Below are 23,544 nucleotides of genomic sequence, written 5' to 3'. Positions count from 1 at the left end.
TGTCAGCCGCCGCGGCGCCATGTCATGCGAACTGGCGATGGACGATGCGGCTCCAGTCGCGTGCCCAGCCATGCTGGGTTGGCTTGCGTGGAACGGGCATGGAACCGAGAGAGGACGCCTGCAACCACTGTGCGATCGGAAGGGCGAAACCGGTCTTGGGGCGATCGAGCACAGATTGCGGCAAGATCTTTGCCGGTGCCTGGGCAAGCGCCGTCTTGCCCGCAACGCCCCTCAGATCGAGCCGGGCCGAGCGCTCGAGCACTTCGCTGTCGACCAGGGGTGTCCTGATCTCGACCGAGTGCGCCATGCCGGCCCAATCGGCATCGCGGAGCAACTGGTTACGCAGATAGAGGCTCGACTCCAGCGCTGCGACTCGGGCGAAGGGATCCTTCGGCTGTCCGTGCAACTGGGCGTTGATCAGCTTCAGCGGTCCCAGACGGCGCAGGCCTACCTCGACGGTGTCGCGGTCGAGCACCTCGCCCAGTTCCCAGGGCAAATAGAGCCCACGCTTGAGCAGATAGGCGCCGGCATAGGATCCGCCATATTCAGGCAGGCCGGCGAGCTTGGGATGAAGGCGCAGCCGCTCGACGAAAGGTCTTCCCAGACGGCGCAGGCTCGTGCCGAGAAGCGGAACGCGTGAAGGAACCTGCAGGGTCCTCACCCAGCGGGGAATGTCCCGGAAGGAAGGGTAGCCGCCCAGAAGCTCGTCGCCGCCCAACCCCGACAGCACCGCCTTGAGGCCAAGCTCGCGGGCCGTCTTGGCGGCGAACCAGATGTTGAGGCCATCGATGCTGGGCTGGTCCATGGCCTCGAAGAAACGCGGCAGATCAGTCTCGAACTCGCTTCTGGTGATCATGCGCGTAACATGGTGGGTGCCGTAGAAGCGGGCGGTGTCGGCGGCCGGAGACGTTTCGTCCGCCGGCGTGTCGGCGAATTCCTCAAATCCGATGGTGATGGTTTTGACCTGCCCGGCACCGGCGTCGCGCATGAGGCCGACCAGGGCGCCGGAGTCGACGCCGGCCGAAAGAAAGGCACCGACCTCGACATCCCCGGCCAGATGGTGCCGCACGGAGTCCAGGGCAATGCCGGCAAAGGCTGCTGGGCTGTCGCGCCCTGCCTCCAGGCTTTGCTGGGCGGCGCCATAGACGGACCCGACATGGTGATAGTTGCGCGGCACCTGTGCGCCGGCCCGGTCGACCAGCATCGTCGAGCCCGCCGGCAGGGCTCGAACCGCGCGGAAGCAGGTGAAGGGCTCGGGCACGCTGCCGAAAAGGTAGAAGCCGACGTCGCCGGCCGGGTCGCGGTCGCGAGAGATGCCGCCTCCGGCAATCAAGGTTTTCACCTGGCTGGCGAAGCGGAAGACCCAGCCGTCATCGCTGTAATAAAGCGGTTTGATGCCATAGGGATCGCGCGCCAGGAACAGGGTACGGGCGGTCGTATCGTAGATGGCGAAGGCAAACATGCCGCGCAGCCGCGTGACCATCCCCTCGCCGTAGCGGGCGTAAAGATGCAGCAGCACCTCGGTGTCGGACCAGGTCCTGAATTCGGCGCCTTCCTTTTGCAAGCCTTCGCGCAAGGCGAGGTGATTGTAGATTTCGCCGTTGAAGACGATGACATGACGGCCATCGGCGCTCGCCATTGGCTGCAAGGCACGATCCGCGAGATCGATGATCGCCAAGCGGCGATGGGCCAGGCCCAGTCGTTCCGCCGGATCGAACCATTCACCACTGGCATCGGGCCCGCGCTGGGCCATGTGACGGCTCATGGCGCCCAGTTCCGGGCGGCTGATGGCGTTCGCCGCATAGTGATAGGCAAAGATGCCCGCGATGCCGCACATCAGGCAGGCTGCCATTGGCTGGCGTTAAGGCCTGCCGATATCATGGCATCGAGCCTTCCGGCTGGGCTGGACCGAGGCCGAGATTGTCGAGTCTTGCTTGGCTCATGCTATCCGCCTGACGGAGCAGGGCGGTGAGCTCGGTACGGATGGCGGGAGTATTCGACAGAGCCAGGCGCATGACGAGCTTGTCCGAAGCCTCCAGGCGATCCCAGCCGCCGGCGATATCCTGCGCTGTGCGGCGGCGGAGGTCGTCGGGCAGGGCGGTCCATAGCGGCAAGGCAAAGAGGGCACGGCTCGCCATCGGTACCGATTCATTCGGTCCCGTGAGTGCCGACAGGCGCAGGGCCTGCTCGACCTCCTCCATGCCCTTTCCGGCGGCAAGCCGGGCGGTAGCCAGATCGAGCCAGGCACTGCTCGACAGAGGCTGGCGCTTCAGCAGGCGGACGGTGTCCTCGATCGTTCCGGTGGGCTGGGTCTGCGTGATGGCGGATTGCATGGCAGCTTCAGCCAGGGCACCGGTTTCCAGTGTCGCTGCAAAGGGTCGGAGAGAGGCCATGTCGCCAGTTTCTTTGGCCTGGCGCTCGGCGAGCGCATAACCGAGGACCGGGACCGAGCGCCAGACCGCAAAGCCGGCCACCGCTATGCAAAGAATCGCCGTGCCTGTTCGCATCAGCTGACCGCTCATTTCTCGTAATATTTCCGGTAGTAGCGGCTGCCATAATAGTAGCCATAGGCAAAGCGGCCATATTTCTTGGCCTTGTCGTCCATGATGTGGTTGAACACGATGCCGGCCACCTTCTTCTGGCCGGCGATCTGGCGTAGCGATTGCTGCACCATTTCGCGGGCTGTCGCGGCCCAGCGCACGATATAGATCACCTTGTCGACCAGATTGGACACGATGACCGGATCGATCACCGGCCCCATGGGCGGCGTATCCACGATCACCACGTCGAACCGGCTGCGCACCTTCGCCATCAGAGCCTTCATGCGCTCGGAGGCCAGGAGATCAGGCTGGTTCTTGCTCTCGCCACCAGCGGAAAGCGCCCAGATCCGGTATCTCTCGCTGTAGAAGAGCGCCTGTTCGAGTTCGATCTCGCCCAACAGGCATTCGATCAGGCCGGGCGCCTTCTCCTTCCTCAATTGCGAGGAAGCCGAGGGATGGCGCAGGTCGCAATCGATGAAAAGCACATTCTGGCCCGATTGGGCCGCCGAGGTCGCCATCATCAGGGCGATCGTCGTCTTGCCTTCGCCCGGCAGGGTGGACGTTACCTGCACCACCTTGGGGGGATGATCGACATCGCTCATCTGCACGGCGCTGCGCAGCGAGCGTATCGCCTCCGAGCTGCGTGCCAAAGGCATTCGCAGGGGATATTCGGGCAGGCTGAGCAGCCGGCCATTCTCGTCCTTGGTGCGGGGCGAGAAGCGGGAGATCGAAGCGAGCAGCGGCATTTCGAGCAACGTTTCGATCTCGCGCGGCGTGGTGAAGCCGGCGTTCAGGGCTTCCCTCAGATAAGCCGCCCCGATGCCGACGATAAGCCCGAGAATGAGCGATGTCAGGATGATCTGGGTGCGCTTGGGGGAGGAGGGGATGCCGGGTGCCACCGCGGGCGTGATGATCCGTGCGTCGCGCGCCTCGAAGGTCGATTGTTCCTGGGTGAGGCGCGCGCGCTGCAGGAAATCCTCGAACAGGCTCTTGTTGACGGCGGCGGTTCGCTCGAGTTCGCGCAGGGTGATCGCCTTGGAGGCGTCGAGGTCGGATTGCCCGGAGGCTTCCTTCAAGGCCTGCTCGGCCGCGTCCTGGCGGGCCAGGGCAAGATTGTAGTTGTTCCTGACGTCGCTGGCGATCTGGCGCAGGGTGTTGGCGATGCTGCGACGAACATCGGACAATTGGGCGCGGACGTTCACGACCTGGGGATGGGCACCGGTATAGCGCGCCAGGAGGTCCGCCTCCTGGCGGGACAGATCGTTTTCCTGGCGCCGAAGATCGGCCAGGACACCGGAACTGGCCGCCTCGGGCAGAGCGTCGAGCTTGCCGCGCTCGGCCTGGATCTTGGTCAACAGATCCAGATGCGACTTTCTTTCCGCCGTATCGGCGCGCGCCGCCACCAGCCGGCCGTTCAATTGCGTGAGTTGCTCCTGGTTGAGCGACGCACCGGGCACGGCCTGCGCGAGATTGTTGTCGGCCCGGAACTTGGTCACCGCTTCCTCGGATAGGCGCAATTGCTGACGCAACTCCACCAGGCGGTCGTTCAGCCAGTTCGAGGCGCGCTTGGCCGCTTCGAAGCGGGCGTCGAGCTTGTCGACCACATAGGCATCGGCAATTGCATTGGCCAATTGCATGGCCCTGGCCGGGCTGTCCGACGTATAGGAAACGTTGATCACATAGGCCTGGCCGGCCCGCGAAATCACCACCGCATTCTTGAGGCCTTCGACCGCGGCGACCATGGCCGGCGACATCGCGTCGTCGGACTCGCCGCCAGGAGCCGGCTGTGCCGATGTTGAGCCGGCATTGGTCTGGGGCGGCTGGGCGGGGGTGCCGCTGCCGCCGAGCAGGCCTTCCTTGAGCACCACGCGCTTGAGCAGAACGGTGGAGCGCATCACAGCGATCTCACTCTCGACCACGGACAGATCGAGAGCGGTGTCGGTGTAGATGGAGTCCGGGCCTGCAGCCTTTTCCTTGCGAGGGTCCAGCAGCAATTGGGTGGTGGCCGTATAGAGGGGCGTTTGCCGGGCGATATAGATTGCCCCCAGCAATCCGGCCAGGATGGTCCAGGCAAGGATGAAGGCCCATTGCCGCCAGACGAAGTTGACGGTGTCACGGATATCGAATCGGCCGCCCTGGGCTTCACTGTCCTCCAATCCGCGCAAGCTCGTGTCGAGACGGTTCAACATCTGGCGCAGCTCCGATGGTGATCAGGGATCCATCCGCAGTTCATGACAGTGTCCCATCCGACAGGTTCACGCTGGAACTGGCCCATTGGGACACGCCAGCGCCGAGCAAAGCCATAAAGGTCAACGAGATTGCCTGGATCTGCAGGCTGAAATCGACGAGCGCATGCACACCCAGCAATATGCCGGTGCCGACGGCGCAGATCAGCGGAGCCCGATGCCGGCGCCGGCGGAAGGCACCGATCCAGCAAAGTCCGACAAGCCAGGCCACCAAGGCTATCATCATGGTTCCGAATACGAGGCCAAGTCCTTGCAAAACCTCAAGATAGGTGTTGTGTGCCTTGTCCCACACGCCCGTCGTCGAAATGGATTGATCGCGATAGACGGGAAAAATATCGGTAAAGGTGCCGTAGCCAAAACCCGACAGTGGGGCATCCTGCAGGGAACGGATCATGATGTCGTTGACGGCCGCTCGGCTGGTGTCGGTCAGGCCGGAGGCAGCGATACGCCCGAAGACGACGTCACCCATGAAGACGACTGCGCCTCCTAAAGCCAGCAGCGGCACGAGGAGCACGGAAATCCGCTGGAGGATGGATCCGTCCGAGCGCGGGAACGTCAGGACCAGCACGCAGGCAAGGCCTGCGGCCGTGGCGATGACGCCGCCACGCGAACCGGTTGCCATGAGGGCGCCGAGCGCCAGCAATCCTGCCCCGATCTCGATCCAATGGAACTGGGCGATCAGTCGAAGGAAACGGCCTGGCTGATGAGAACCGGTTGCGGATGCGGCGCTTAGCGCCCTGAGCCACAGGGTCAAGGCGATGATGACGCCGATGCCGGCATAGGCGGCCAGGCTGTTGCGGTTGATGAAGGTCGATCGCACCAGGCCGGGTGCGGGACCGTCGAGATAGGGGATGCTCGAAGCCTCGAAGACCGCAAGGTAGAGCCCCAGCGCTGCATAGACGGCGATGATGGCCATGATCGCATGGAGCAGCAGATGCGCGCGGGGCGCCGAGCGGCAAAGGTGGAGCGCCAGCCAGAACACGCTGGCATCGGTGATCAGGCGAAGGAGCCCGAGCGCGCTCGCGCCGGGGTCGACACTGATCGAGCCGGGGACGGGTTCCCCGAGCGCCTGGGCGGCCAGGGGCCAGATGGGATGAACCAGGGTGGGCGGCATCCATGGCGAAATCTGCAGGAGGATCCAGGCGACGACACCAATGAAAAGGCCGATCGGGACCGAAAGATAGCGGGCAGCTACCGCATGAGGCCGGCCCAGGACGATCCGGCTGAGTTCGTAGGCGATCACCAGTCCGGGGAACAGGATGCCGTTCACGCCCCAAGCCATTGCGCGGTTGCTGCCGAGCCAGGCCGGGGCCCAGGCAAGGCCGAGGATGAGAGCGGCCAAGAGAAGCTTCTCGACAACGCCTGTCGTCATCCTCGTCTCTGCGCGAGACCTCAGGCGCTCATCCGCAAGCGTGCCGCTCGCCAATGCCACTCGCCCCGATCGCAACGATATCCGTTTTTGCCATGCTACCGCCGTTAGGGTGAAACGGTCTGTCTCACCCTCTGTCCGACATCTGGAGGCCGGCAAAAGCCGGCCGGCGTCAAACTGCCTCCAACGCTCGCCGTGGCAGATTGATCTCGACAGCTCGGCCCATGATCTCCAGCAGAACGCGGGCGCGTTCATTGGGATCGAGGCGCATCAACGGGCCGATGCTTTCAGTAAATGGACCCAGCGTCACGCGAACCGTCTGCCCTTGTGCAAGATCACGGTCGAGCCGGGCGACGCCCTCGGCATCGACATAGGTCAGGATCGTTTCGACCACGCCTTCGGGCACCGGGAGCGGCAGATTGGAGCCCATCACCACCTGCACCACGCCGATGGTGCCGTTGATCGAGCGCCAGCGTTCGCGTTCCAGATCGAGGCGTACGAACAGATAGCCTGGAAAGAGGGCGTGAAAGGCGGTCCGGCGCTTGCGCGCATGCAGGACGGTGCGAAGCGTGCGCGGCAGGAAAACCTCGAATCCCTGGTTCTCCAGATTGAAGCGCGCGGTCTCCTCCGAGCGGGCGCGTGTCTGCACGACATACCAGCGTTGCCCACGCATATTGGCCTGAAGCAGACTGGATAGGGCCCTGCTCATGATTGCAACCGGCGCAGGGAGCTGTTCCAGGCCTGCGTCCCCTCGATGGCGGCCTCAGGATTTGCAGACGCGTCGTTGCTGAACAACATGAGCTCAGGCTCGCGGAAATGACCGAATCTGGCAACCATCAATTTCGACTTATCGGCAGGCCGGTAGGGGCTGACGAAGTCCAGCCTGCGGCGTTGTGGGGACTTTGATAGACGGGCGCAAAACAGCCCCTCGGGGCGCCCGAGGCCGTCGCCAGCGCCGCGAATTGCTGGCGCGCAAGTGCGGTCAGGAGAGCGGTGAGCGTCTGGTTGGCGCATTGCATTGCGGCCCTGACGGGTGTGCCGCAGGTCAGTGGATAGGGTTTGACGTCAGCCTTTCCCGAAGAGCACTTCTCCCGGCTCGCAGAACGGGCGGCCATCGGCTTGAGACGGCGCAGCATCATGATCTTCTGCAGCCTGTCCATGCATCCGGCCCGGCATTGCGGACTGGATTCCGTCAATTCGTCGAAGGCATGCAGCAGGCCGCGGGCGATCGCCGCCATTTGCTCGGGATTGGAGCGATTGGCCAGGGCGATCAGCGCAAAGGCCTGTTCAGGTTGGGCGACGGCCATTCGATAGGCGGTCCCCTCCAGGGCCTGCCCGCCATGAGGATAGGCCGAAAGCAGCCTGAGCATTTCCGGCGCCAGGTTTTCCTGTGCCTGTTCGCAGCCAAGCGGGTCCGTTTCCGAAACGCAGGCCGGCGCCTGGGTCGATTGCGCCTGAGCAGCCGTAACGAGCCACAAGCAGGCAAGAATTGGCAGCGTGAGCCTCGCCAGCATGGTTCTCGGCTCCCTAGTAATGGTAAGTCAATCCGAGTGAGACGACGTTCTGGTTGAATGAAGCGGCGGAATTGAAAAGCGCTGCTTGCCTGTATTTCGAACTGGAACGGTTGAACTGGTATTCGACGGTGAGCGCCATGTTACGCCATAGATCATAGCGAAGCCCGGCGCCGGCCGACCAGACCTGAGTGTTGGTGAGATTGGAGACGGCGCTATAGCGCGTCTGGCCGTAGCCGCCCTGGACATAGGCGGACCAGAGCTGCGACAGGGCATAATCGACCTGGAGCCGGGACTGGAATGTCCGGCCGGACGCCGATTGCATGGCCTGTGTGACAGCACCATTGCCCGAGGGAAGCAGGACGGGGGTCTGCGAGAAGGAGAGCGACTGATCGACCGAAGCGGCAATGGTGAGGTATTGCGTCGGATAGTATGAAATCCGCCCGCCGAACGCCGGCTGGTTCGTCGAGCCGGAGATGCTGCGCGATCCGCTGCGAGCCTGGTACCCCACATAGATTTCGCCGCGCACGAGCCGGATCAACTCCGAGCCGAGGCCTGTCGTCACATGGTAGACGGAGTCGCCCTTGACCTTCCTGTCATAGCGATGGAAATCGGCGCCGCCCTCGACGAAGGCATAGATCTGCGGGGTCAGCATGGTGGTGGCACGAAGCGCCACATAATAGTCCGTGCCATTGAACGGGGTGGGGAAGCCGCTCCTTGCCGCGGCCTTGTCGTCGGGGCGATCGAAGCTGGCATAGATGACGCCGCCGGACAGGCGGATGGAGGTCTGATCGGTCACCTTCTTTTCGACCGCGACGCCGGCTTCGTAGGTATTGGTGAAAACCGAGGAATCGGTGAGGACGGCGCCCGGGCGCTGCCAGGTCTGGTAGGGCGATGACCAGAACCCCGGGCTGAACATGCCGTTGGCGCGGCTGAAGTCGCCGTGAAGCCGGATGGTGAGGTCCGGCAGGGGCGAATAGGTCCATGCCGCCCCGACCTTGGCAGTGATGCGGCTGCTGTCCTGGTGCGACGGGTAGAGCTGGAAATCGCCGTTGGCATAGACGGCAAGACGATGAATGCCGTCTTCCCATGCCGCGTCCAGGCGCGGTTGGATCTGTACCCCGAGGGATGATTGGCGGTTTCGGTCCTGGCCGTCGATATTGTCGTTATAGACCGCGCCGAGGAACAGGGATGGATAGACCAGCCAGCCACCGAAGGGCAGTCCTTCGACGAAATTCGGGCTGGCGGTGATGCCCAGGGTTTCGGCCGTCGCCTGGCTGGGCGTGGCCTCGAGCGCCGATGCATGCCGCAAGCCAAAGCCCGGAATGAGCATCGCCACCGAAGCCAGGAAAACCAGTGACGTTGTGCGCTGCATGAATACCCCTGGCTCTCGGGTTCGAGCGACTAGAAGTAACGCATGGGGACGCGGATAAGATCGCCCGGCAGAACGGGAATATTCGATGAAATCGGGTATTTCTTGAACCCGTTTTCGCCGACATGCTGAATATCGATGTTGGATGTGCTGGCCCTGTAGGTCGTGCCGCCGGCCACGGCCAGGGCGCTCACGATATTCAGGCCGCTCTTATAGTCATATTCTCCCGGCTTGTTGACCTCTCCCAGAATATAGAAGGGCCTGAAGCTGGCGAGGTCCACGGTGACCTTCGGATCACGCAGATACTCGCCGCTGAATTTGGAGGCGAGCGTCCTTTCCATCTGCTGCTTGCTCAGGCCTGCTGCCTTCACCGTGCCGGCAAGCGGCAGGGAGACGAAGCCGGCCGGATCGACCTGATATTCTCCGGTGAGACGGTCTTCCCCGAAGACCGTAACCCGGATCTTGTCGCCGGCCTGGATGTTCGGGGCTGCGACCGCTGCTTTCTGGATGAGGGCTTCCTGGTCGGCTTTCGAGGCAACGCCGACCGTGTCGTTTGCACAGGACGCGAGCAACAGGCAGAAAACCGCAATGAGTGCCGAAAATGGCCTCGATTGAATACCCATACGCGACACCCACAACCCCTCGCGCCTGAGATCGGATACGTAAACAACGTAACGATAGGCGTAAGTGTGTTTTTTTGTCCAATAATTTCTCCCGCCTGCCTTACGCTTTATTTAGTTTGCTTAATGAACAAATTCGTCCGACCTATGAAGAAGGATGTTGATAGCTCAAGCATCGGGCATAATCTTCGTGCTATTTGATTATAATTCGTGGCATGGATGGCGGCGTTGCCAAAGGGAGAAGGCGTGTCAACTGTCCCGCCTGGAACGAGAATTTACGCCGTTGGTGACATTCATGGCCGCCGGGACCTGCTGCTGCGGATGGAACAGCGGATCCTGGCCGACCTCGATGGCGGTATCACCGAACCTCTGGTGGTTTTCCTGGGGGACTATGTCGACAGGGGTCCCGAGTCGGCCGGCGTGATCGAGCATTTGTCCTCCTGCCGGTTCGGCGCGACCATCAAGGCCCTGCGCGGCAATCATGAGGATCTGCTGCTGTCCTTTCTCGATGACCCCGTGGTCCTCGAACGCTGGCGCAAGTTCGGCGGCCTGGAAACGCTTCACTCCTATGGGGTCGATGTCAGCGAAGCCCTGCGCGGGCGTGGCTATCGCCAGGTCCGCGAGCAGTTCGCCGGAAAGCTGCCCGCCGCCCATCGGCGATTCCTGGAAGACATGCCCCTGAGCCATAGTTGTGGTGACTATTTCTTCTGCCATGCCGGGGTGAAGCCGCGCATTGGCCTAGACCGGCAGGCAGGCGAAGACCTTTTGTGGATCCGGGACGAGTTTCTGAAGTTCGGCGGCAGCTTCGGCAAGATCGTGGTGCACGGTCATTCGCCCGTCTCCGAGCCGGAAATGCACGCCAATCGGATCAATGTCGATACGGGGGCCTTTGCAACCTCGCGTCTCACCGCAGTCGTGCTGGAAGAGGCAGGCCGGCGCTTCTTGAGTGCCACACCATGAGGAGCGGCAAGCCGATTACGCGGCAACAAGACCTGCGACCGCAATTGGGGAACGACAATGGTTCGGTGCGACCGCCTCGGAACTGGCAACCCTGTTTACGGGTTGGCAGCTTGACGTTGCTACAGTCATATTTATTCTGGGCTTGTAAGGAGCGTTGAATGCGGTCCCGAATCCCGACGTCATATAGTCCGCGTAAATTACGTCTGTCACTTTTCGACGTATTGTGGGTGATTGCCGCACCGATATTGACGCTGGCGTTGCGGGATATTGACCTCCTTGCCTGGCCGAATGTGCCATTCGACCTTCCGGGTCCCTATCTTTTTGTTTTTGTTACGATCGCATTTGCAATCCCGGCCTTGCTCATCTGTCGTGCCGGGGATGCCGTCCGGAACACGTTTTCGGTGCCGGACCTCTATGCGATCGGCGCGGTGATTGCATTGACCATCAGCGCCAGCGGCCTGGTGCTTTTCATGCTCACGCGACTCGATGGCATCCCGCGCTCGACCCCGATCATCTACTCGCTCGTCCTGGGCGCTGGCCTGGTGGGTGGGCGGGCCTTCTCGAGGCTCGTTTCCCATGAGCGCGCCAGGGTCAGTGCCAAGCGCAACATCACCGATCTTCGCAAGGTCATCCTGATCGGCACGGATCAGTTCGCCTGGCTCGTGATCAAGCTCATCGAGAGCCAGGCGCCGGTCACCACGCAGATCATGTCGGTCCTCGACGAGGGACCGTCGGCGACGGGACGCTCGCTCAACGGTGTGCGCGTAGCCGGGCGCGTGGGCGATCTCGGACGCATCGTCGACGAATATGCCCTGCATGGCGTGACCATTGATGCGGTGTGGCTGTCCATGGAGCCCGGCCAGCTGGAGACAGCCAGCCTCCGGTTCGTCACGGAAGAGTGTGGTCGCCGCGGCATCGCGCTCAAGAGCGTGGCACAGGCGCTGGAGCTCATGCCCAAAGGCACTGCGGGGATACCGGCCTTGCCCATGCTGGCGGCCCGGGATGCGCAGGCACAGCCTGCGGCCGTGTTGCGGCGCTATTTCGGCGTGAAGCGTGCCATCGACATCGTGGCCTCGATTGTCCTCATGCTGCTGCTGGCGCCCGTCTGGCTGCTGGTCGCCACGCTCGTATTGTTCGACGTCGGACGCCCCCTGCATTTCTGGCAGCAGCGGGCGGGACGGGGAGGCCGGCATTTCTTCATCTACAAGTTCCGGACCTATCACGCTCCCTACGACGCCAAGGGGCATGTGGTTCCCGGGCCCGAGCGTCTGTCGCCGATCGGGCGGTTCATCCGGAAGATGCGGCTCGACGAGATTCCGCAATTGTTGAACGTCCTTACGGGTGAAATGTCGCTGATCGGCCCGCGTCCGCTTCTGCCGGCGGACCAGCCGGCCAATCCCGGGCTCCGCCTTGCCGTGCGGCCCGGCATCAGCGGCTGGGCCCAGGTCAATGGCGGCAATCTCGTCACCAGCGAGGAGAAGGACGCCCTCGACGAGTATTACATCGACAATGCATCCCTCGCCCTGGACCTGAAGATTGCCGTCATGACCGTGATCTTCGTATTGGGTGGCGAACGGAGGGGAAGTGCTGCGCTCAATCGCGCCATGGCCGCGCGCAGGGGCAGAAAAGCTCTGGCGCGGAGCTTGGCGGAACAACACTCCCCCCCGACCTATCGACGTTGACCGGAACGGCAGCGATCCCGCATGGCTCCGAAACAGCGCCGCGTTTTTCTGGTCAACCGCTATTTCCATCCGGACACGTCCGCGACCAGCCAGATCGCGTCGGATCTGGCGGGCTTCCTTGCCGAACAGGGCTGGGAGGTGATCGCCATCACGGGTGCCGGCCGTTATGACGAACCCACCTGCAGGCTGGATCCCGACGCGGTTCTGCCCGGTGTTGCTATCCACCGCGTCGGTCCGGTGACGGAGGCGAGCTCATCGCTCCTCCGGCGTGCCGGCGTTGCGCTCGCCGTTCATGCGGCCCTGGCCGTCGAGGTCTGCCGATGCGCACGCGCTGGCGATATCGTCGTGGTCAAGACCGATCCGCCATTGCTGAGTGTCTCCCTCTTGCCTGTCGTCTTGGCGCGGCGCCTCAGGCAGGTCAACTGGCTGCAGGATGTCTATCCGGAAGTTGCGGCAGAGCTCGGCCTGAAGGCCGGCAAGGGGCTGCTGGGAGGTATCCTGCGCAGGCTGCGGAACGCCAGCCTTCGCCATGCTGTCATGAACGTGGCGGTCGGCGAGAGGATGAAGGCGAAGATCACCGGATTTGGCGTGCCGGCTGCCCGGGTCACGGTGCTCTCCAACTGGTGTAATGACCGCAGCATCGTGCCGGCCGGCGGGGAGCCCAGTCGGTTGCGCCGTGACTGGGGACTGCAGGACAAGTTCGTGATCGGCTATTCGGGCAATCTCGGCCGGGCGCATGAGATCGACACACTCATCGGTGCCGCCCGCCTGCTGCGGGACGAGCCCGGGATCGCCTTCCTGTTCATCGGAAATGGCTATCTGACCCCTTACCTCAAGCGGGCCGTCGCCGAGCATAGGCTGGGAGCGATGTTTTACTTCCAGCCCTATCAGGATGCCGGCGCATTGCCGCAGTCCCTGACGGTACCGGATATTCACTGGCTGTCGCTCAATCCGCACCTGGAAGGCCTGATCGTGCCGAGCAAGTTCTACGGTATCGCCGCGGCCGGAAAGCCGATGATTGCGGTCATGGCGCCGGACGGCGAGATCTCCGACCTGGTCCGCCGCTCCGACTGTGGGGCCGTCATCGTTCCCGGCGACAGCGCGGGCTTCGCGGCGACCGTCCGCCAATGGTGCGGCCGGCCTGATCTCCTGGCGGAGAAAGGGCGCAACGCGCGCGCCCTGATTGAGAGTGGGCTTGACCGGCGTTCCAGCCTGCACGCCTGGCAGACGCTGTTGCTGTCGGTCGCGGGGCCGCCGAAAAGCTAGGTCGCAGCCATGGATGCGTGGCGCGGTGCCGTCGCTCCACTCATTCAAATTGCGGGCTGCGGTAGCTTTTTGCCAACCTGAGCAGGCAAGGTGAAATACCCCCGCCGCGGGCTGTTGCCTCCCCCGTCCAGGCCTGCTAGTCCTTTTGCAAGGGGATACGACATCTTTCGCTGAACTGGATGGCTCAATGCACCAGCGTCGTGGCCTTATGCTTACCATTACTTGGGTTGTCTTTGCGATAATCGGCCTGGCCCTCGGTGGCGGGGGGATCTGGCTGCTGATGCTGGGGGGATCCCCCTACTATATCGTCGCCGGGCTTCTGATGCTGGTGACGGCCTTCCTGCTCGCCAGGCGTCATTCCTCCGCCCTCGTCGTCTATGCCGTGCTCCTGCTCGGCACGCTCATCTGGGCCGTGTGGGAATCCGGTTTCGATTTCTGGCTGCTGGCACCGCGCGGCGACATTCTCGCACCGCTCGGCCTATGGCTGCTGCTGCCCTTCGTCACCCGTCCCTTGCGTTCCCCCGCAACCGGCGAGTTGAGCCTGGCGGCCCGCATGCCGCTCATCGTCGCGCTGCTCGCCTGCGCCGGCGTCCTCGGCTATTCGCTCACCCAGGACCCGCAGAGCTTTGCCGGCAACCTGCCGCCGGTCGCTTCGCCGGCCCCTGTCGCAGCCGATGGGGCAAACCTGCCCGACGGCGACTGGCCGTCCTATGGACGCACCCAGTTCGGCAACCGCTATTCGCCGCTCGCCCAGATCACGCCGCAGAACGTGTCCCAATTGAAAGTGGCCTGGACCTTCCGGACCGGCGATCTCAAGGGGCCCAACGATCCGGGGGAGCTGACCAACCAGGTCACGCCGATCAAGATCAAGGACACGCTCTATCTGTGCTCGCCCCATCAGATCCTGTTCGCGCTCGACGCGAACACGGGCAAGCAGAAATGGAAGTTCGATCCGAAGATCGCCTATGACAAGACCTACCAGCACATGACCTGCCGCGGGGTCTCCTATCTCGAGACCAAGGCCGATGCCCGAACCTCCGATGGCAATCCCCCGCCGGCGGAGTGTCCGACGCGGATTTTCCTGCCGACCAATGACGGCAGGCTGTTCGCGGTGGATGCCCAGACAGGCACGCCCTGCGCGCAATTCGGCAAGGGCGGGTCGATCGACCTGATGGAGGGCATGGGGGTCACCCAGCGCGGTTTCTACTACGTGACCTCCCCGCCCGTGGTGACCGACAGGATCGTGATGGTCACCGGCTCGGTGATCGACAATTATTCGGCTACCGTGCCGTCCGGCGTGTTCCGCGGCTTCGACGTGCATACCGGCAAGCTGGTCTGGGCCTTCGACGCCGGCAATGAGGATCCCAACCAGATGCCGTCGGCGACGCATAAATTCGTCGACGCCTCGCCCAATTCCTGGATCGTGTCGTCCTACGATCCGAAGCTGAACCTGGTCTACATCCCGACCGGCGTGCAGACCCCCGACATCTGGGGCGGCAATCGCACGCCTGCCAGCGAGCGCTACGCTTCCTCCATCGTCGCCCTCAACGCCGATACCGGCAAGCTCGCCTGGTCCTACCAGACCGTCCATCACGACCTCTGGGACATGGACGTGCCGGCCCAACCCAGCCTCGTCGACCTCGCCAGGCCCGACGGCAGCGTGGTGCCCGCCCTCTATGCGCCGACCAAGACCGGCAACATCTTCGTGCTCGACAGGCGGGACGGCAAACCGATCGTACCCGCCCCCGAAAAGCCGGTGCCGCAGGGCGCTGCCCCGGGCGACCGGGTCTCGCCGACGCAGCCCTTCTCCGAGCTCACCTTCCGGCCGGAAAAGAAGCTGACCGATGCGGATATGTGGGGCGCGACCATGTTCGACCAGCTCGCCTGCCGGATCATCTTCAAGCGCTTGCGCTATGAAGGGACCTTCACGCCGCCTTCGCTACAGGGAACGCTGGTCTTCCCCGGCAATCTGGGCACCTTCGAATGGGGCGGCATCGCCGTCGACCCGGTACGGCAGGTCGCGATCGCCAACCCGATCTACCTGCCCTTCGTGTCCAAGCTGATCCCGCGCGGCCCCAACAACCCGGCAACGCCGGATGCCAGCCTGCCCTCGGGAACCGAGCAGGGCGTGCAGCCCCAGTTCGGCGTTCCCTTCGGCGTGACGATCAATCCGTTGCTGTCACCGGTCGGCTTTCCGTGCAAGCAGCCGTCCTGGGGCTTCGTTGCCGGCATCGACCTGAAGACCAACAAGATCATCTGGATGCACCGCAATGGCACCATCCGCGATGTCTCGCCGATCCCGTTGCCCTTGAAGATCGGCATGCCCGGGCTCGGCGGTCCCATCGTCACGGGCGGCGGCGTCGCCTTCATGACCTATACGATGGACAACTACATCCGCGCCTATGACGTGACCACCGGCAACCAGCTCTGGGAGGACCGCCTGCCGGCCGGCGGTCAGTCCACGCCGATGAGCTACGAGATCGGCGGCAAGCAATATGTCGTCACCATGGCCGGCGGCCATGGTTCGTTCGGCACCACGATGGGGGATTACCTGGTCGCCTACAGCCTGCCGTAGCGCCGATCGGATCCTGAATCCGCCGGGCTCTCAAATGATCTTCGCAATCGCGTCGAACAGCGCAAGATTGAGATCCTTTGCGTCGTCGACCACGGCCTCGGGCTGGGACGAGACCTTGGCGACGACCATTTCGGCTTGCGGGTCGACATAGAGCCACTGGCCGTGAATGCCGAGGGCGAAGAAGGCGCCGTTGCCGGTGCCGGTCTGGTACCATTTGTTGCGATAGCGCCCATGTGGCAGCCATGCCGCGGAGGTGCCTTCGGCCCAGGCCCTGGAGGAGCCGCCGGTAGTGGTGTCGGTGACCCATTCCTGCGAGACGATCCGGCGTCCATTGGCCATGCCACCCTGGCGCATCATCTCGCCGATGCGGGCGAGATCGCGTGGTGTCATGTTGATGCCGCCGCCGGTGCGCGGCGTACCGGCCCTGTCGACCGTCACATAGGCGTCCTGCCGGGCCCCGAGCGGCTGGAACAGGCGCTCTGATGCGAGCTCCGGAAAGCGCTGTCCCGAGGCGCCCTGGATGATCAGGCCGAGGACGTCGGAATTGGGCGAGGCATAGTGATAGGGGCCACCGTGGGGAGCCTTGCCCTTCTTCAATCCGGCAATGAACTCAACGACCGTTTCGATCTTGTCGTCGGGGTCTGGCGGGTCCAGGAGACCGGCACGCCGATAGCGGGCATAGGGACCGCGCGGGTCGTGGTAGATCTCCTCGAAATCCAGGCTCACCCTCATGTCAAGGACGTCCCTGACGCGCGCATCGCCATAGGCCGAGGCTCTGAGGGCCGGCACATAGCGCGATACCAGCTCGTCGAAATCGAGCAACCCGTCGTCGCGGAGGATCCCCGCGATGATCGAGGTGACGGATTTGCTGGTCGAGAACAGGATATGCCGGCTCTGCAGCGTAAAATTCGGGGCGTGGAAGTCTGCAATGATGCGGCCGGACTTCATGACGACCATGGCGTCGGCGCAAGTCTTGCGGAGGAGTTCGGCCACCGTGACAGGCCGCCCTTCGAGCCTCACTGTCTCGTCCAACAGGTCCCTCGCATCGACGACCGGCTCCTCCGCCAGGCCGGGCGTGGCTGCGATCCGAGCTGTCGGAATGAGTTCGCAGACATGGCGAAACGCCCAGACGTTCCAGGGCGCCGCGCGCCAGTTGTCGAGCCGGACCGCGTCCCTGGCGAAACCCCACGCCGCCTCGAACGCCGATGGATAGGTCATCAGGGGATACTCCGTCAGTCGATATGCTTGAGGAAATCGGCAAAACGCTCGCTTGGCGGATCCGACAGCAGGTCCGCGGGCTTGCCGTCGTGGACGAGTTGGCCGCCATCCATGAAGAGCAGACGTGAGCCGACACGCTTGGCAAATCCCATCTCGTGGGTCACGACGACCATGGTCATGCCTTCGAGCGCCAATGTCTGCATGACCTTCAGAACCTCCTGGCGCAGTTCCGGATCGAGCGCGGATGTGGGTTCGTCGAAGAGCATCAGCTTGGGCCCGACGGCCAGGGACCGGGCGATGGCGACGCGCTGCTGCTGGCCGCCGGAAAGCTGCGAGGGGTAGTGGTCCATGCGTTCGCCGAGGCCCACCTTCTGCAACAGGGCGGCGGCGATGTCGCGCGCCTCCGCCTTGCTCTTGCCGCGCGCTCGGATCGGGCCGAACATCACGTTCTGAAGGGCGGTGAGATGCGGGAACAGGTTGAACTGCTGGAAGACCATGCCGGCCTCGAGCCGGATGCGCCGCACATCGCGTGACGTGCCCAGGACGCTGATGCCATCGACCAGGAGGGTGCCTTCACTCACCCTTTCCAGCACGTTGATGCAGCGGAGCATGGTCGACTTGCCGGACCCGGATGGGCCGATCACGACGGCAACCTCGCCGGGATCGATGGCAAGATCGATCGATTTCAGAACGCGATGGCTGCCGAACTGCTTCGAGACCTTGGAGAATTCGACCATGCTCATGGCAAGCGCGCCGCCCGTTCGACGAACCGCAGGCTGACGGCGAGAATGCTGATGACGATCAGATAGATCACGGCCACCGCCGTCCAGATCTCCACGGCACGAAAATTGCCCGACATGATCTCCTGCCCGCGCCTGGTCAATTCCCCGACACCGATGACGAGAAAAATCGAGGTGTCCTTGACCACCGAGACGAGCTGATTGCCCATGGCGGGAAGAGCGCGCCTGACAGCTATGGGGGAGATGACATGGACGAGCACCTTGCGAAAACTCAACCCCATGGCGAGGCCGGCCTCGCGCAGGCCCGCCGGAACGCTCTCGAGCGCGCCGCGAACGATCTCGGCATTGTAGGCACCGGAATTGATGATCAAGGTCAGAATCCCCGCGCTGGCGGCGCTGATGCGGACATCGATGAGGATGGGCAGCGCGAAATAGATGAACATCACCTGCACGGTGATCGGCGTGCCGCGGATCAGGGCGACATAGAGCTGAGCCGGAACCTGCGTCAGCCACCCTCCATAGGTGAGCAGGGCGCCGGTGATGGCCCCGACAACCACGCCGCCGGCCAGGCCGGCCAGAGCGATCAGCATGGTTACCTCGAGGCCTTGCAGCAGCTCGGGTAGAGCGTCGAAGACGGCCGTCCAGTCAAAAGTCATCAGGGGTCCCGTCGATGGTTGACCACATGACAAGTGGGCTAGGCGAGCCTCGGCTGTGATTGCGCCTCGGCTCTCGATGGCTTGCCGCCGAGCTCACGCCGGGTCCTGTCCAAACCATTTTTCGCGAATGGCCTTGAGCCGCCCGTCGGCCTTCATCGCCGCCAGCGCCGCATTCGCCGGCATCACGAGCGGGCTGCCCTTCCTGAAGCCGATACCGACATCACGGCCTTCGAGGGTCGGGCGTATGACCCGGACTTTGCCCTTGCCCGTGTTGTTGGCGTAGTACATCAGGGCCGGCGTGTCATAGATGACCGCGTCGGTACGCCCGGCCTGAAGCGCCAGCAAGGCGTTGTTGATGCTCGGCAACTGGTCGAGCGTCGCGCCCTTGATGTGGTCCTTGATGTAGTCGACGGCGATGGTTCCGGTCTCGGTGCCGATCGCCTTGCCGGCCAGGTCGTCGGGCGTGTTGATGGTGGTGTTGCTGGCGCTCGTCACCGCCACCAGCCCGCTCTGGTAATAGGGGGCCGAAAAATCGATGACTTTCTGCCGCTCGGGTTTGATGAACAGCTGCGAGACGATCGCATCGATGTTGCCCGTCTGCAGGGCAGGGATGAGGGCGCCGAAGTCCATCGGCTGCACGCGCCATTTGCGGTTCAGGGCCTTGGCGACTTCGGCGAACATCTCCATGTCGAAGCCGGAATAGTGATCGCCATCCTTGTAGGCGAAGGGTGGGCTGCCGACATTGGAGCCGACGATGAGCTCGGCTTCGTCGGCCCTTGCCGGGCCAGCGAGAATTGTGGCGGGCACCGCCAGAAGGCCGAGCTGGAGAATCTGTCTGCGATCCATTTTTTTCCCCTTTGTTATGGCAGGCATCAGAGCGCTGGTGCCTGTGGTGATCGGGCCTGTTGCCGATCAGGACCTGGCTCGGTCACGCCCTTCCAGGCGGACGGCCCCTCCCAGCCAGCAGCCGGCAGGGCGCCCATGGCCGAGTTGAAAACGCACCAGGATTTCCGAGGGGCGCCGCATTGCCCGTCCCTGGCGGATGGTTATCGGGCGCTCTGATGCTTCCACCATGGCGTTCGCGAGCAGGCCGAAGGACAGGGCCGATGCCGCAATGCCGGTGGCTGCGTCCTCGGGATAGCCGGATGCCTTGGGGAACTGGCGAGCCTCGACGATCTGGGCGTCCCCATCGAGCACCGCGTAGGGATAGAGGCCGGTCGAGCCGATCCGGTCACATAGGTCCTCGATCCTGGCGAAATCGGGGCTCAACCCGTTCAGGGTCTCGGCGCTCTTCAGGGGGACGAGCGTCTTGACCCGGCTGGTCGACGCGTTCTGGATCGGTCTTGGTGCGAGATCGCCCGATCCCACCCCGAGAACCTCGAGGATGCCGGCGGTGTCGCCATCGCCGAGCGTTTCGACCGTGCCGACCGGCTGCGAGATTTCGACAGCCGCACCGCGTTCGGTTCGTTCCCGAATTCTCGCCGCAACGCGGCCGCTCTTGGTCCAGATCGCAAGCTCGTTACCCGGCAGCCGTCCCAGCCGATCCAGCAGCCACAAGGCGCCGACGGTCACATGTCCACACATCGACATTTCGTGGTTGGGCACCCAGAAGCGGAGTTCGAAATCGCAATTCGAGGCGGGCGGTGGCGGAAGAACGAAGCCGCTTTCATAGCCGGAGGAACGTGCAACCTGCTGCATGTCCGCATCGGACATTCCAGCGGCATCGATCACGATCGGTGCCGGATTGCCTCCATTGGGGCCCGCCGCAAACACACTGACTATCTCAACGTCCGAACCCATTGCCAACCTGCCTGTCGCGCAGAATTTACGGCGTGCAGGCTATCGCGGCGGTCCTCGCTCCGCGCGTCCGAACGGGCCTTAGATTTTGATCGACCGGGCCAGGCTCTTGCGGATGTCGGAAGGGGATCGGCCCTCGGCGCGCCGCATGGCATGGGCAAGCGCCGCTCCGCTCTCGAAACCCACCCGGAAGGCGATCTCGCCGACCGGCAGGTCGGTTCCGGTAAGGAGTTCGCATGCCGTTCGCAGACGGATCCGCAATTGGAACTCGCCCACCGAGAAGCCGGTGCCTTCGCGGAACAGGCGCGTGACGTGGCGCCTCGAGACGCCGAAGCGATCCGCCAGGGCGTCGAGCGGAACCTGCTCGTCGGCATGAAGCGCCAGATAATGCTTGAGATCCTCGACCAGCGCCATGCCGTGTTCGTAGCGTGAGGCAGCGGGCGCGATCTCCCCTGCCATGACTTCGGCGATGCATTGCACGAGCAGGGCGGATGTCAGCGCCTGCCTGACCTTGCCATCGCCGTAGGCGCCCTGGCCATTTCGAAGCGATAGCGCCTGCAAGGCTTTCACGGCGGAGGTGCGGTGAACCAGGATCGTGGTGCGCGTGCGCCGGTGAAACTCGCTGAGCGAGCCCGCTTCCCGGTCGAGCCGGCTGAGCGTGGCACCCGTCACATAGATGGCAAGGTGACGATGAGCGCCGATGGCCGCCCTCGTTTCATGCGCCTGGTTCGGGGGCACCACCGCAAACCGGTCCTGCGACAGCCAGGCCCCCTCGCGGCGGCCTTCGTGCTTGAGTTCGACGGTCCCCTGGCTGGGCAGGATGAACATCAGACAATCGTGCCAATGCCAGGGCATGGCATAGCTGCCGCTACCTGCCACCGCCGCATGCTCGTCGTCGGCGGCTATGAGCAGATCGGACCTTGCCGTGTCGCGCAATTGCTCGAATGACCGCAGCATCCTTGATCTCTGATCCCTTCCTTCGCACAGAGTAACAGTGGTAGATGGGAACCGGCAATGCAACTCTGTGTGCCCTTAGCCAGTCAGCCCACGCAAGGGCTGCGCATCGGTGTCTTCGCGTCAGGCGTGGCCGCTGCTACCGCCCGCAGAGCGCCAATGCGGCATGCGCTGGGCGGGGACGGACCTTTTTCGGATCCGCCCCCTCGGCCGCCCGCTTGCCGGACAGGCGCGGGAACGCACGATCCCTGTCAGCCTTCGCGATAGTAATAGCTGTAGCCGTTCAAGGCCGGCGCACCGCCGAGATGGGCGTAGAGCACGCGCGAGCCCTCGGGGAAGAACCCCTTGCGTGTCAGGTCGATCAGCCCCTGCATCGACTTGCCCTCATAGACCGGATCCGTGATCATCGCCTCGGTACGGGCGGCGAGGCGGATCGCCTCGTTGGTCTCGTCCGACGGCACGCCATAGGCCGGATAGGCGTAGTCCGGGTTGATGACGATCTCGTGCTCGCCGATCGTGCGGCCAAGGCCGACCAGTTCCGCGGTGTTGTCGACGATGGAGCGCACCTGCGCCCGCGTCTGTTCGAGGGTGCCCGAAGCATCGATGCCGATCACGCGATCGGCGCGCCCCTGCGCGGCAAAGCCGACGATCATGCCGCCCTGGGTCGAGCCGGTGACGACGCAGACCACGACATAGTCGAACGTGAAGCCAAGCTCAGCCTCCTGCCTGGCGACCTCCTCGGCAAAGCCGACATAGCCGAGGGCGCCGAACTTGTGCACCGACGCGCCGGCCGGGATCGGATAGGGCTTGCCGCCGGCCGCCTCGACCGACTGGATCGCATCCTGCCAGCTCTTGCGGATGCCGATATCGAAGCCGTCATCGACGAGCCGGGAATCCGCGCCCATCAGCCGGGTCATCAGGATGTTGCCGACGCGGTCATAGACGGCGTCGTAATGCGGCACCCATTTCTCCTGGATGACCACGCATTTCATGCCGATCTTGGCAGCGGTCGCCGCCACCATGCGAGTGTGGTTGGATTGAACGCCGCCGATCGACACCAGCGTGTCCGCACCCGAGGCGATGGCATCCGGCACGATATATTCAAGCTTCCTGAGCTTGTTGCCGCCCATGGCGAGGCCGGAATTGCAATCATCGCGCTTGGCATAGATCTGGACCTTGCCGCCGAGGGCCTGGGTGAGACGCGGCAGGTGCTCGATCGGGGTTGGACCGAAGGTGAGCGGATAGCGCTCGAACTTTTCAAGAAGGGACATTGGACGGGCTCCATGAGACGGAACGGAGCCTAGTCGAAAAGCTCTGGATGGTGCTTCCGAATTTGACCTTCGGCTTTCACGAGAATGAAAGCCGAACTATCATTATGACATAATATCTCTCATCAAGAAGTATAAAAATGAAAGAATCTTCCATCAGCGATCTCGATCGCATCGACATCAACATCTTACGGGCACTGCATATCGACGGCCGGTTGAGCAATGCCGATCTCGCCGCGCGCGTGAATGTCAGCCCGGCCACCTGCCACAGGCGCACGCAGCGCCTGTTCGACGAAGGTTTCATCACCGGTGTGCGTGCCGAAGTCTCTCCGACGTCCGTCGGGCTCGATGCCCTCGTGATGGTCGGTGTGGTGCTTGACCGTTCGACACCCGAGAGCTTTGCGGCCTTCGAGGGAGCAGTGCTCAAGCTCAAGGAAGTTCTGGACTGCAACCTGGTGGCGGGCGATTTCGACTATCTGCTGAAAATCCGCGTCCGCGACATGGCGGATTTCAACAAGCTGCACGGGCAGAAACTGATCGCATTGCCGGGCGTGAGGCAGACCCGCACCTTCTTCGTCATGAAACAGGTCAAGGACAATGCGCGCCTGCCATTCTGATGGCGGGGCTCCCGGTACCGCGAGAGGGCGGCGCCGTGCCGGCTCGGGATTCATGGCTCTAGAGGATGGATGCTGTACGGCACGGTCATGGGTTGCCGATCAGGCGCGTGGGGGCGTAAGGTCGCATTCGGACTTTTTTCAACAATCGGCCTG

General features: G+C 63.5%; 20 protein-coding genes. 5 read left to right on the top strand and 15 right to left on the bottom strand.

Annotation, left to right across the window (positions count from 1 at the left end; genetic code table 11):
• Positions 1–22: 22 nt before the first annotated feature.
• The 8 genes from asnB to ABXS05_RS16305 form a co-directional block, all read right to left on the bottom strand.
• Positions 23–1,837, bottom strand: coding sequence for an asparagine synthase (glutamine-hydrolyzing) (asnB, locus tag ABXS05_RS16340; protein ID WP_367624654.1), 1,815 nt, complete (start codon positions 1,835–1,837; stop codon positions 23–25).
• 40 nt (positions 1,838–1,877) lie between these two features.
• Positions 1,878–2,522: a hypothetical protein gene (locus ABXS05_RS16335; protein ID WP_367624653.1), complete on the bottom strand. Its 645-nt coding sequence runs from the start codon at positions 2,520–2,522 to the stop codon at positions 1,878–1,880.
• Positions 2,519–4,729 carry a GumC family protein gene (locus ABXS05_RS16330; RefSeq protein ID WP_367624652.1) on the bottom strand — a complete coding sequence of 737 codons (2,211 nt, stop codon included), beginning with the start codon at positions 4,727–4,729 and terminating at the stop codon, positions 2,519–2,521. The genes ABXS05_RS16335 and ABXS05_RS16330 overlap by 4 nt, the downstream gene beginning before the upstream one ends.
• A 40-nt stretch (positions 4,730–4,769) precedes the next feature.
• On the bottom strand, positions 4,770–6,158 hold the full coding sequence (locus tag ABXS05_RS16325; RefSeq protein ID WP_367624651.1) for an O-antigen ligase family protein: 1,389 nt from the start codon (positions 6,156–6,158) through the stop codon (positions 4,770–4,772).
• Positions 6,159–6,327: 169 nt separating this feature from the next.
• The gene (gene nusG, locus ABXS05_RS16320; protein WP_311936644.1) at positions 6,328–6,864 is read right to left on the bottom strand and encodes a transcription termination/antitermination protein NusG; all 537 of its coding nucleotides are present in this window, start codon (positions 6,862–6,864) and stop codon (positions 6,328–6,330) included.
• 127 nt (positions 6,865–6,991) lie between these two features.
• On the bottom strand, positions 6,992–7,669 hold the full coding sequence (locus tag ABXS05_RS16315) for a hypothetical protein (protein ID WP_367624650.1): 678 nt from the start codon (positions 7,667–7,669) through the stop codon (positions 6,992–6,994).
• Between the two features lie 13 nt (positions 7,670–7,682).
• Positions 7,683–9,041, bottom strand: a complete 1,359-nt coding sequence (locus ABXS05_RS16310; RefSeq protein WP_367624649.1) for an outer membrane beta-barrel protein — start codon at positions 9,039–9,041, stop codon at positions 7,683–7,685.
• Between the two features lie 29 nt (positions 9,042–9,070).
• Positions 9,071–9,661, bottom strand: a complete 591-nt coding sequence (locus ABXS05_RS16305; RefSeq protein WP_311936635.1) for a polysaccharide biosynthesis/export family protein — start codon at positions 9,659–9,661, stop codon at positions 9,071–9,073.
• Positions 9,662–9,877: 216 nt separating this feature from the next.
• Between ABXS05_RS16305 and ABXS05_RS16300 the strand changes: the two genes are divergently transcribed.
• From ABXS05_RS16300 to ABXS05_RS16285, 4 genes are all read left to right on the top strand, one after another.
• On the top strand, positions 9,878–10,618 hold the full coding sequence (locus ABXS05_RS16300) for a metallophosphoesterase family protein (RefSeq protein ID WP_367624648.1): 741 nt from the start codon (positions 9,878–9,880) through the stop codon (positions 10,616–10,618).
• A gap of 401 nt (positions 10,619–11,019) precedes the next feature.
• On the top strand, positions 11,020–12,300 hold the full coding sequence (locus ABXS05_RS16295; RefSeq protein ID WP_367624647.1) for a sugar transferase: 1,281 nt from the start codon (positions 11,020–11,022) through the stop codon (positions 12,298–12,300).
• Positions 12,301–12,321: 21 nt separating this feature from the next.
• Complete coding sequence (locus ABXS05_RS16290; RefSeq protein WP_311936629.1) at positions 12,322–13,566, top strand: glycosyltransferase family 4 protein; 1,245 nt, start codon at positions 12,322–12,324, stop codon at positions 13,564–13,566.
• Between the two features lie 187 nt (positions 13,567–13,753).
• Entirely contained in the window at positions 13,754–16,141 is a 2,388-nt protein-coding gene (locus tag ABXS05_RS16285) for a glucose/quinate/shikimate family membrane-bound PQQ-dependent dehydrogenase (RefSeq protein WP_367624646.1), read from the top strand.
• Positions 16,142–16,171: 30 nt separating this feature from the next.
• Here the strand turns inward: ABXS05_RS16285 and ABXS05_RS16280 are convergent, their stop codons facing one another.
• The 7 genes from ABXS05_RS16280 to ABXS05_RS16250 form a co-directional block, all read right to left on the bottom strand.
• A complete protein-coding gene (locus ABXS05_RS16280; RefSeq protein WP_367624645.1) occupies positions 16,172–17,359 on the bottom strand; it encodes a serine hydrolase domain-containing protein in 1,188 nt (395 codons plus the stop codon).
• Positions 17,360–17,373: 14 nt separating this feature from the next.
• Complete coding sequence (glnQ, locus tag ABXS05_RS16275) at positions 17,374–18,102, bottom strand: glutamine ABC transporter ATP-binding protein GlnQ (RefSeq protein WP_367624644.1); 729 nt, start codon at positions 18,100–18,102, stop codon at positions 17,374–17,376.
• Positions 18,099–18,755 (bottom strand): glutamine ABC transporter permease GlnP, encoded by a 657-nt coding sequence (gene glnP / locus ABXS05_RS16270; protein WP_367624643.1) that lies wholly within the window; start codon positions 18,753–18,755, stop codon positions 18,099–18,101. The genes glnQ and glnP overlap by 4 nt, the downstream gene beginning before the upstream one ends.
• Before the next feature lie 93 nt (positions 18,756–18,848).
• Entirely contained in the window at positions 18,849–19,601 is a 753-nt protein-coding gene (locus tag ABXS05_RS16265) for a transporter substrate-binding domain-containing protein (protein ID WP_367624642.1), read from the bottom strand.
• Between the two features lie 66 nt (positions 19,602–19,667).
• The gene (locus ABXS05_RS16260) at positions 19,668–20,555 is read right to left on the bottom strand and encodes a PhzF family phenazine biosynthesis protein (protein ID WP_367624641.1); all 888 of its coding nucleotides are present in this window, start codon (positions 20,553–20,555) and stop codon (positions 19,668–19,670) included.
• Between the two features lie 78 nt (positions 20,556–20,633).
• Positions 20,634–21,509, bottom strand: a complete 876-nt coding sequence (locus tag ABXS05_RS16255; protein ID WP_367624640.1) for a helix-turn-helix domain-containing protein — start codon at positions 21,507–21,509, stop codon at positions 20,634–20,636.
• A 248-nt stretch (positions 21,510–21,757) separates the two neighbouring features.
• Positions 21,758–22,777 (bottom strand): 1-aminocyclopropane-1-carboxylate deaminase, encoded by a 1,020-nt coding sequence (locus ABXS05_RS16250; protein ID WP_311936614.1) that lies wholly within the window; start codon positions 22,775–22,777, stop codon positions 21,758–21,760.
• A 137-nt stretch (positions 22,778–22,914) separates the two neighbouring features.
• Between ABXS05_RS16250 and ABXS05_RS16245 the strand changes: the two genes are divergently transcribed.
• The gene (locus ABXS05_RS16245) at positions 22,915–23,391 is read left to right on the top strand and encodes an Lrp/AsnC ligand binding domain-containing protein (RefSeq protein ID WP_367624639.1); all 477 of its coding nucleotides are present in this window, start codon (positions 22,915–22,917) and stop codon (positions 23,389–23,391) included.
• Positions 23,392–23,544: the final 153 nt, after the last annotated feature.

It is taken from the genome of Labrys neptuniae (genome assembly GCF_040797145.1).
Taxonomy (GTDB): Bacteria; Pseudomonadota; Alphaproteobacteria; order Rhizobiales; family Labraceae; genus Labrys; species Labrys neptuniae.
This window is presented reverse-complemented; position numbering and strand designations above follow the sequence as displayed.

What these genes read in the sequence shown, in the direction of transcription:
- asnB (WP_367624654.1), bottom strand. Translation starts at nt 1,837, where the DNA reads ATGTGCGGCATCGCGGGCATCTTTGCCTATCACTATGCGGCGAACGCC.
- ABXS05_RS16335 (WP_367624653.1), bottom strand. Translation starts at nt 2,522, where the DNA reads ATGAGCGGTCAGCTGATGCGAACAGGCACGGCGATTCTTTGCATAGCG.
- ABXS05_RS16330 (WP_367624652.1), bottom strand. Translation starts at nt 4,729, where the DNA reads ATGTTGAACCGTCTCGACACGAGCTTGCGCGGATTGGAGGACAGTGAA.
- ABXS05_RS16325 (WP_367624651.1), bottom strand. Translation starts at nt 6,158, where the DNA reads ATGACGACAGGCGTTGTCGAGAAGCTTCTCTTGGCCGCTCTCATCCTC.
- nusG (WP_311936644.1), bottom strand. Translation starts at nt 6,864, where the DNA reads ATGAGCAGGGCCCTATCCAGTCTGCTTCAGGCCAATATGCGTGGGCAA.
- ABXS05_RS16315 (WP_367624650.1), bottom strand. Translation starts at nt 7,669, where the DNA reads ATGCTGGCGAGGCTCACGCTGCCAATTCTTGCCTGCTTGTGGCTCGTT.
- ABXS05_RS16310 (WP_367624649.1), bottom strand. Translation starts at nt 9,041, where the DNA reads ATGCAGCGCACAACGTCACTGGTTTTCCTGGCTTCGGTGGCGATGCTC.
- ABXS05_RS16305 (WP_311936635.1), bottom strand. Translation starts at nt 9,661, where the DNA reads ATGGGTATTCAATCGAGGCCATTTTCGGCACTCATTGCGGTTTTCTGC.
- ABXS05_RS16300 (WP_367624648.1), top strand. Translation starts at nt 9,878, where the DNA reads ATGGCGGCGTTGCCAAAGGGAGAAGGCGTGTCAACTGTCCCGCCTGGA.
- ABXS05_RS16290 (WP_311936629.1), top strand. Translation starts at nt 12,322, where the DNA reads ATGGCTCCGAAACAGCGCCGCGTTTTTCTGGTCAACCGCTATTTCCAT.
- ABXS05_RS16285 (WP_367624646.1), top strand. Translation starts at nt 13,754, where the DNA reads ATGCACCAGCGTCGTGGCCTTATGCTTACCATTACTTGGGTTGTCTTT.
- ABXS05_RS16280 (WP_367624645.1), bottom strand. Translation starts at nt 17,359, where the DNA reads ATGACCTATCCATCGGCGTTCGAGGCGGCGTGGGGTTTCGCCAGGGAC.
- glnQ (WP_367624644.1), bottom strand. Translation starts at nt 18,102, where the DNA reads ATGAGCATGGTCGAATTCTCCAAGGTCTCGAAGCAGTTCGGCAGCCAT.
- glnP (WP_367624643.1), bottom strand. Translation starts at nt 18,755, where the DNA reads ATGACTTTTGACTGGACGGCCGTCTTCGACGCTCTACCCGAGCTGCTG.
- ABXS05_RS16265 (WP_367624642.1), bottom strand. Translation starts at nt 19,601, where the DNA reads ATGGATCGCAGACAGATTCTCCAGCTCGGCCTTCTGGCGGTGCCCGCC.
- ABXS05_RS16260 (WP_367624641.1), bottom strand. Translation starts at nt 20,555, where the DNA reads ATGGGTTCGGACGTTGAGATAGTCAGTGTGTTTGCGGCGGGCCCCAAT.
- ABXS05_RS16255 (WP_367624640.1), bottom strand. Translation starts at nt 21,509, where the DNA reads ATGCTGCGGTCATTCGAGCAATTGCGCGACACGGCAAGGTCCGATCTG.
- ABXS05_RS16250 (WP_311936614.1), bottom strand. Translation starts at nt 22,777, where the DNA reads ATGTCCCTTCTTGAAAAGTTCGAGCGCTATCCGCTCACCTTCGGTCCA.
- ABXS05_RS16245 (WP_367624639.1), top strand. Translation starts at nt 22,915, where the DNA reads ATGAAAGAATCTTCCATCAGCGATCTCGATCGCATCGACATCAACATC.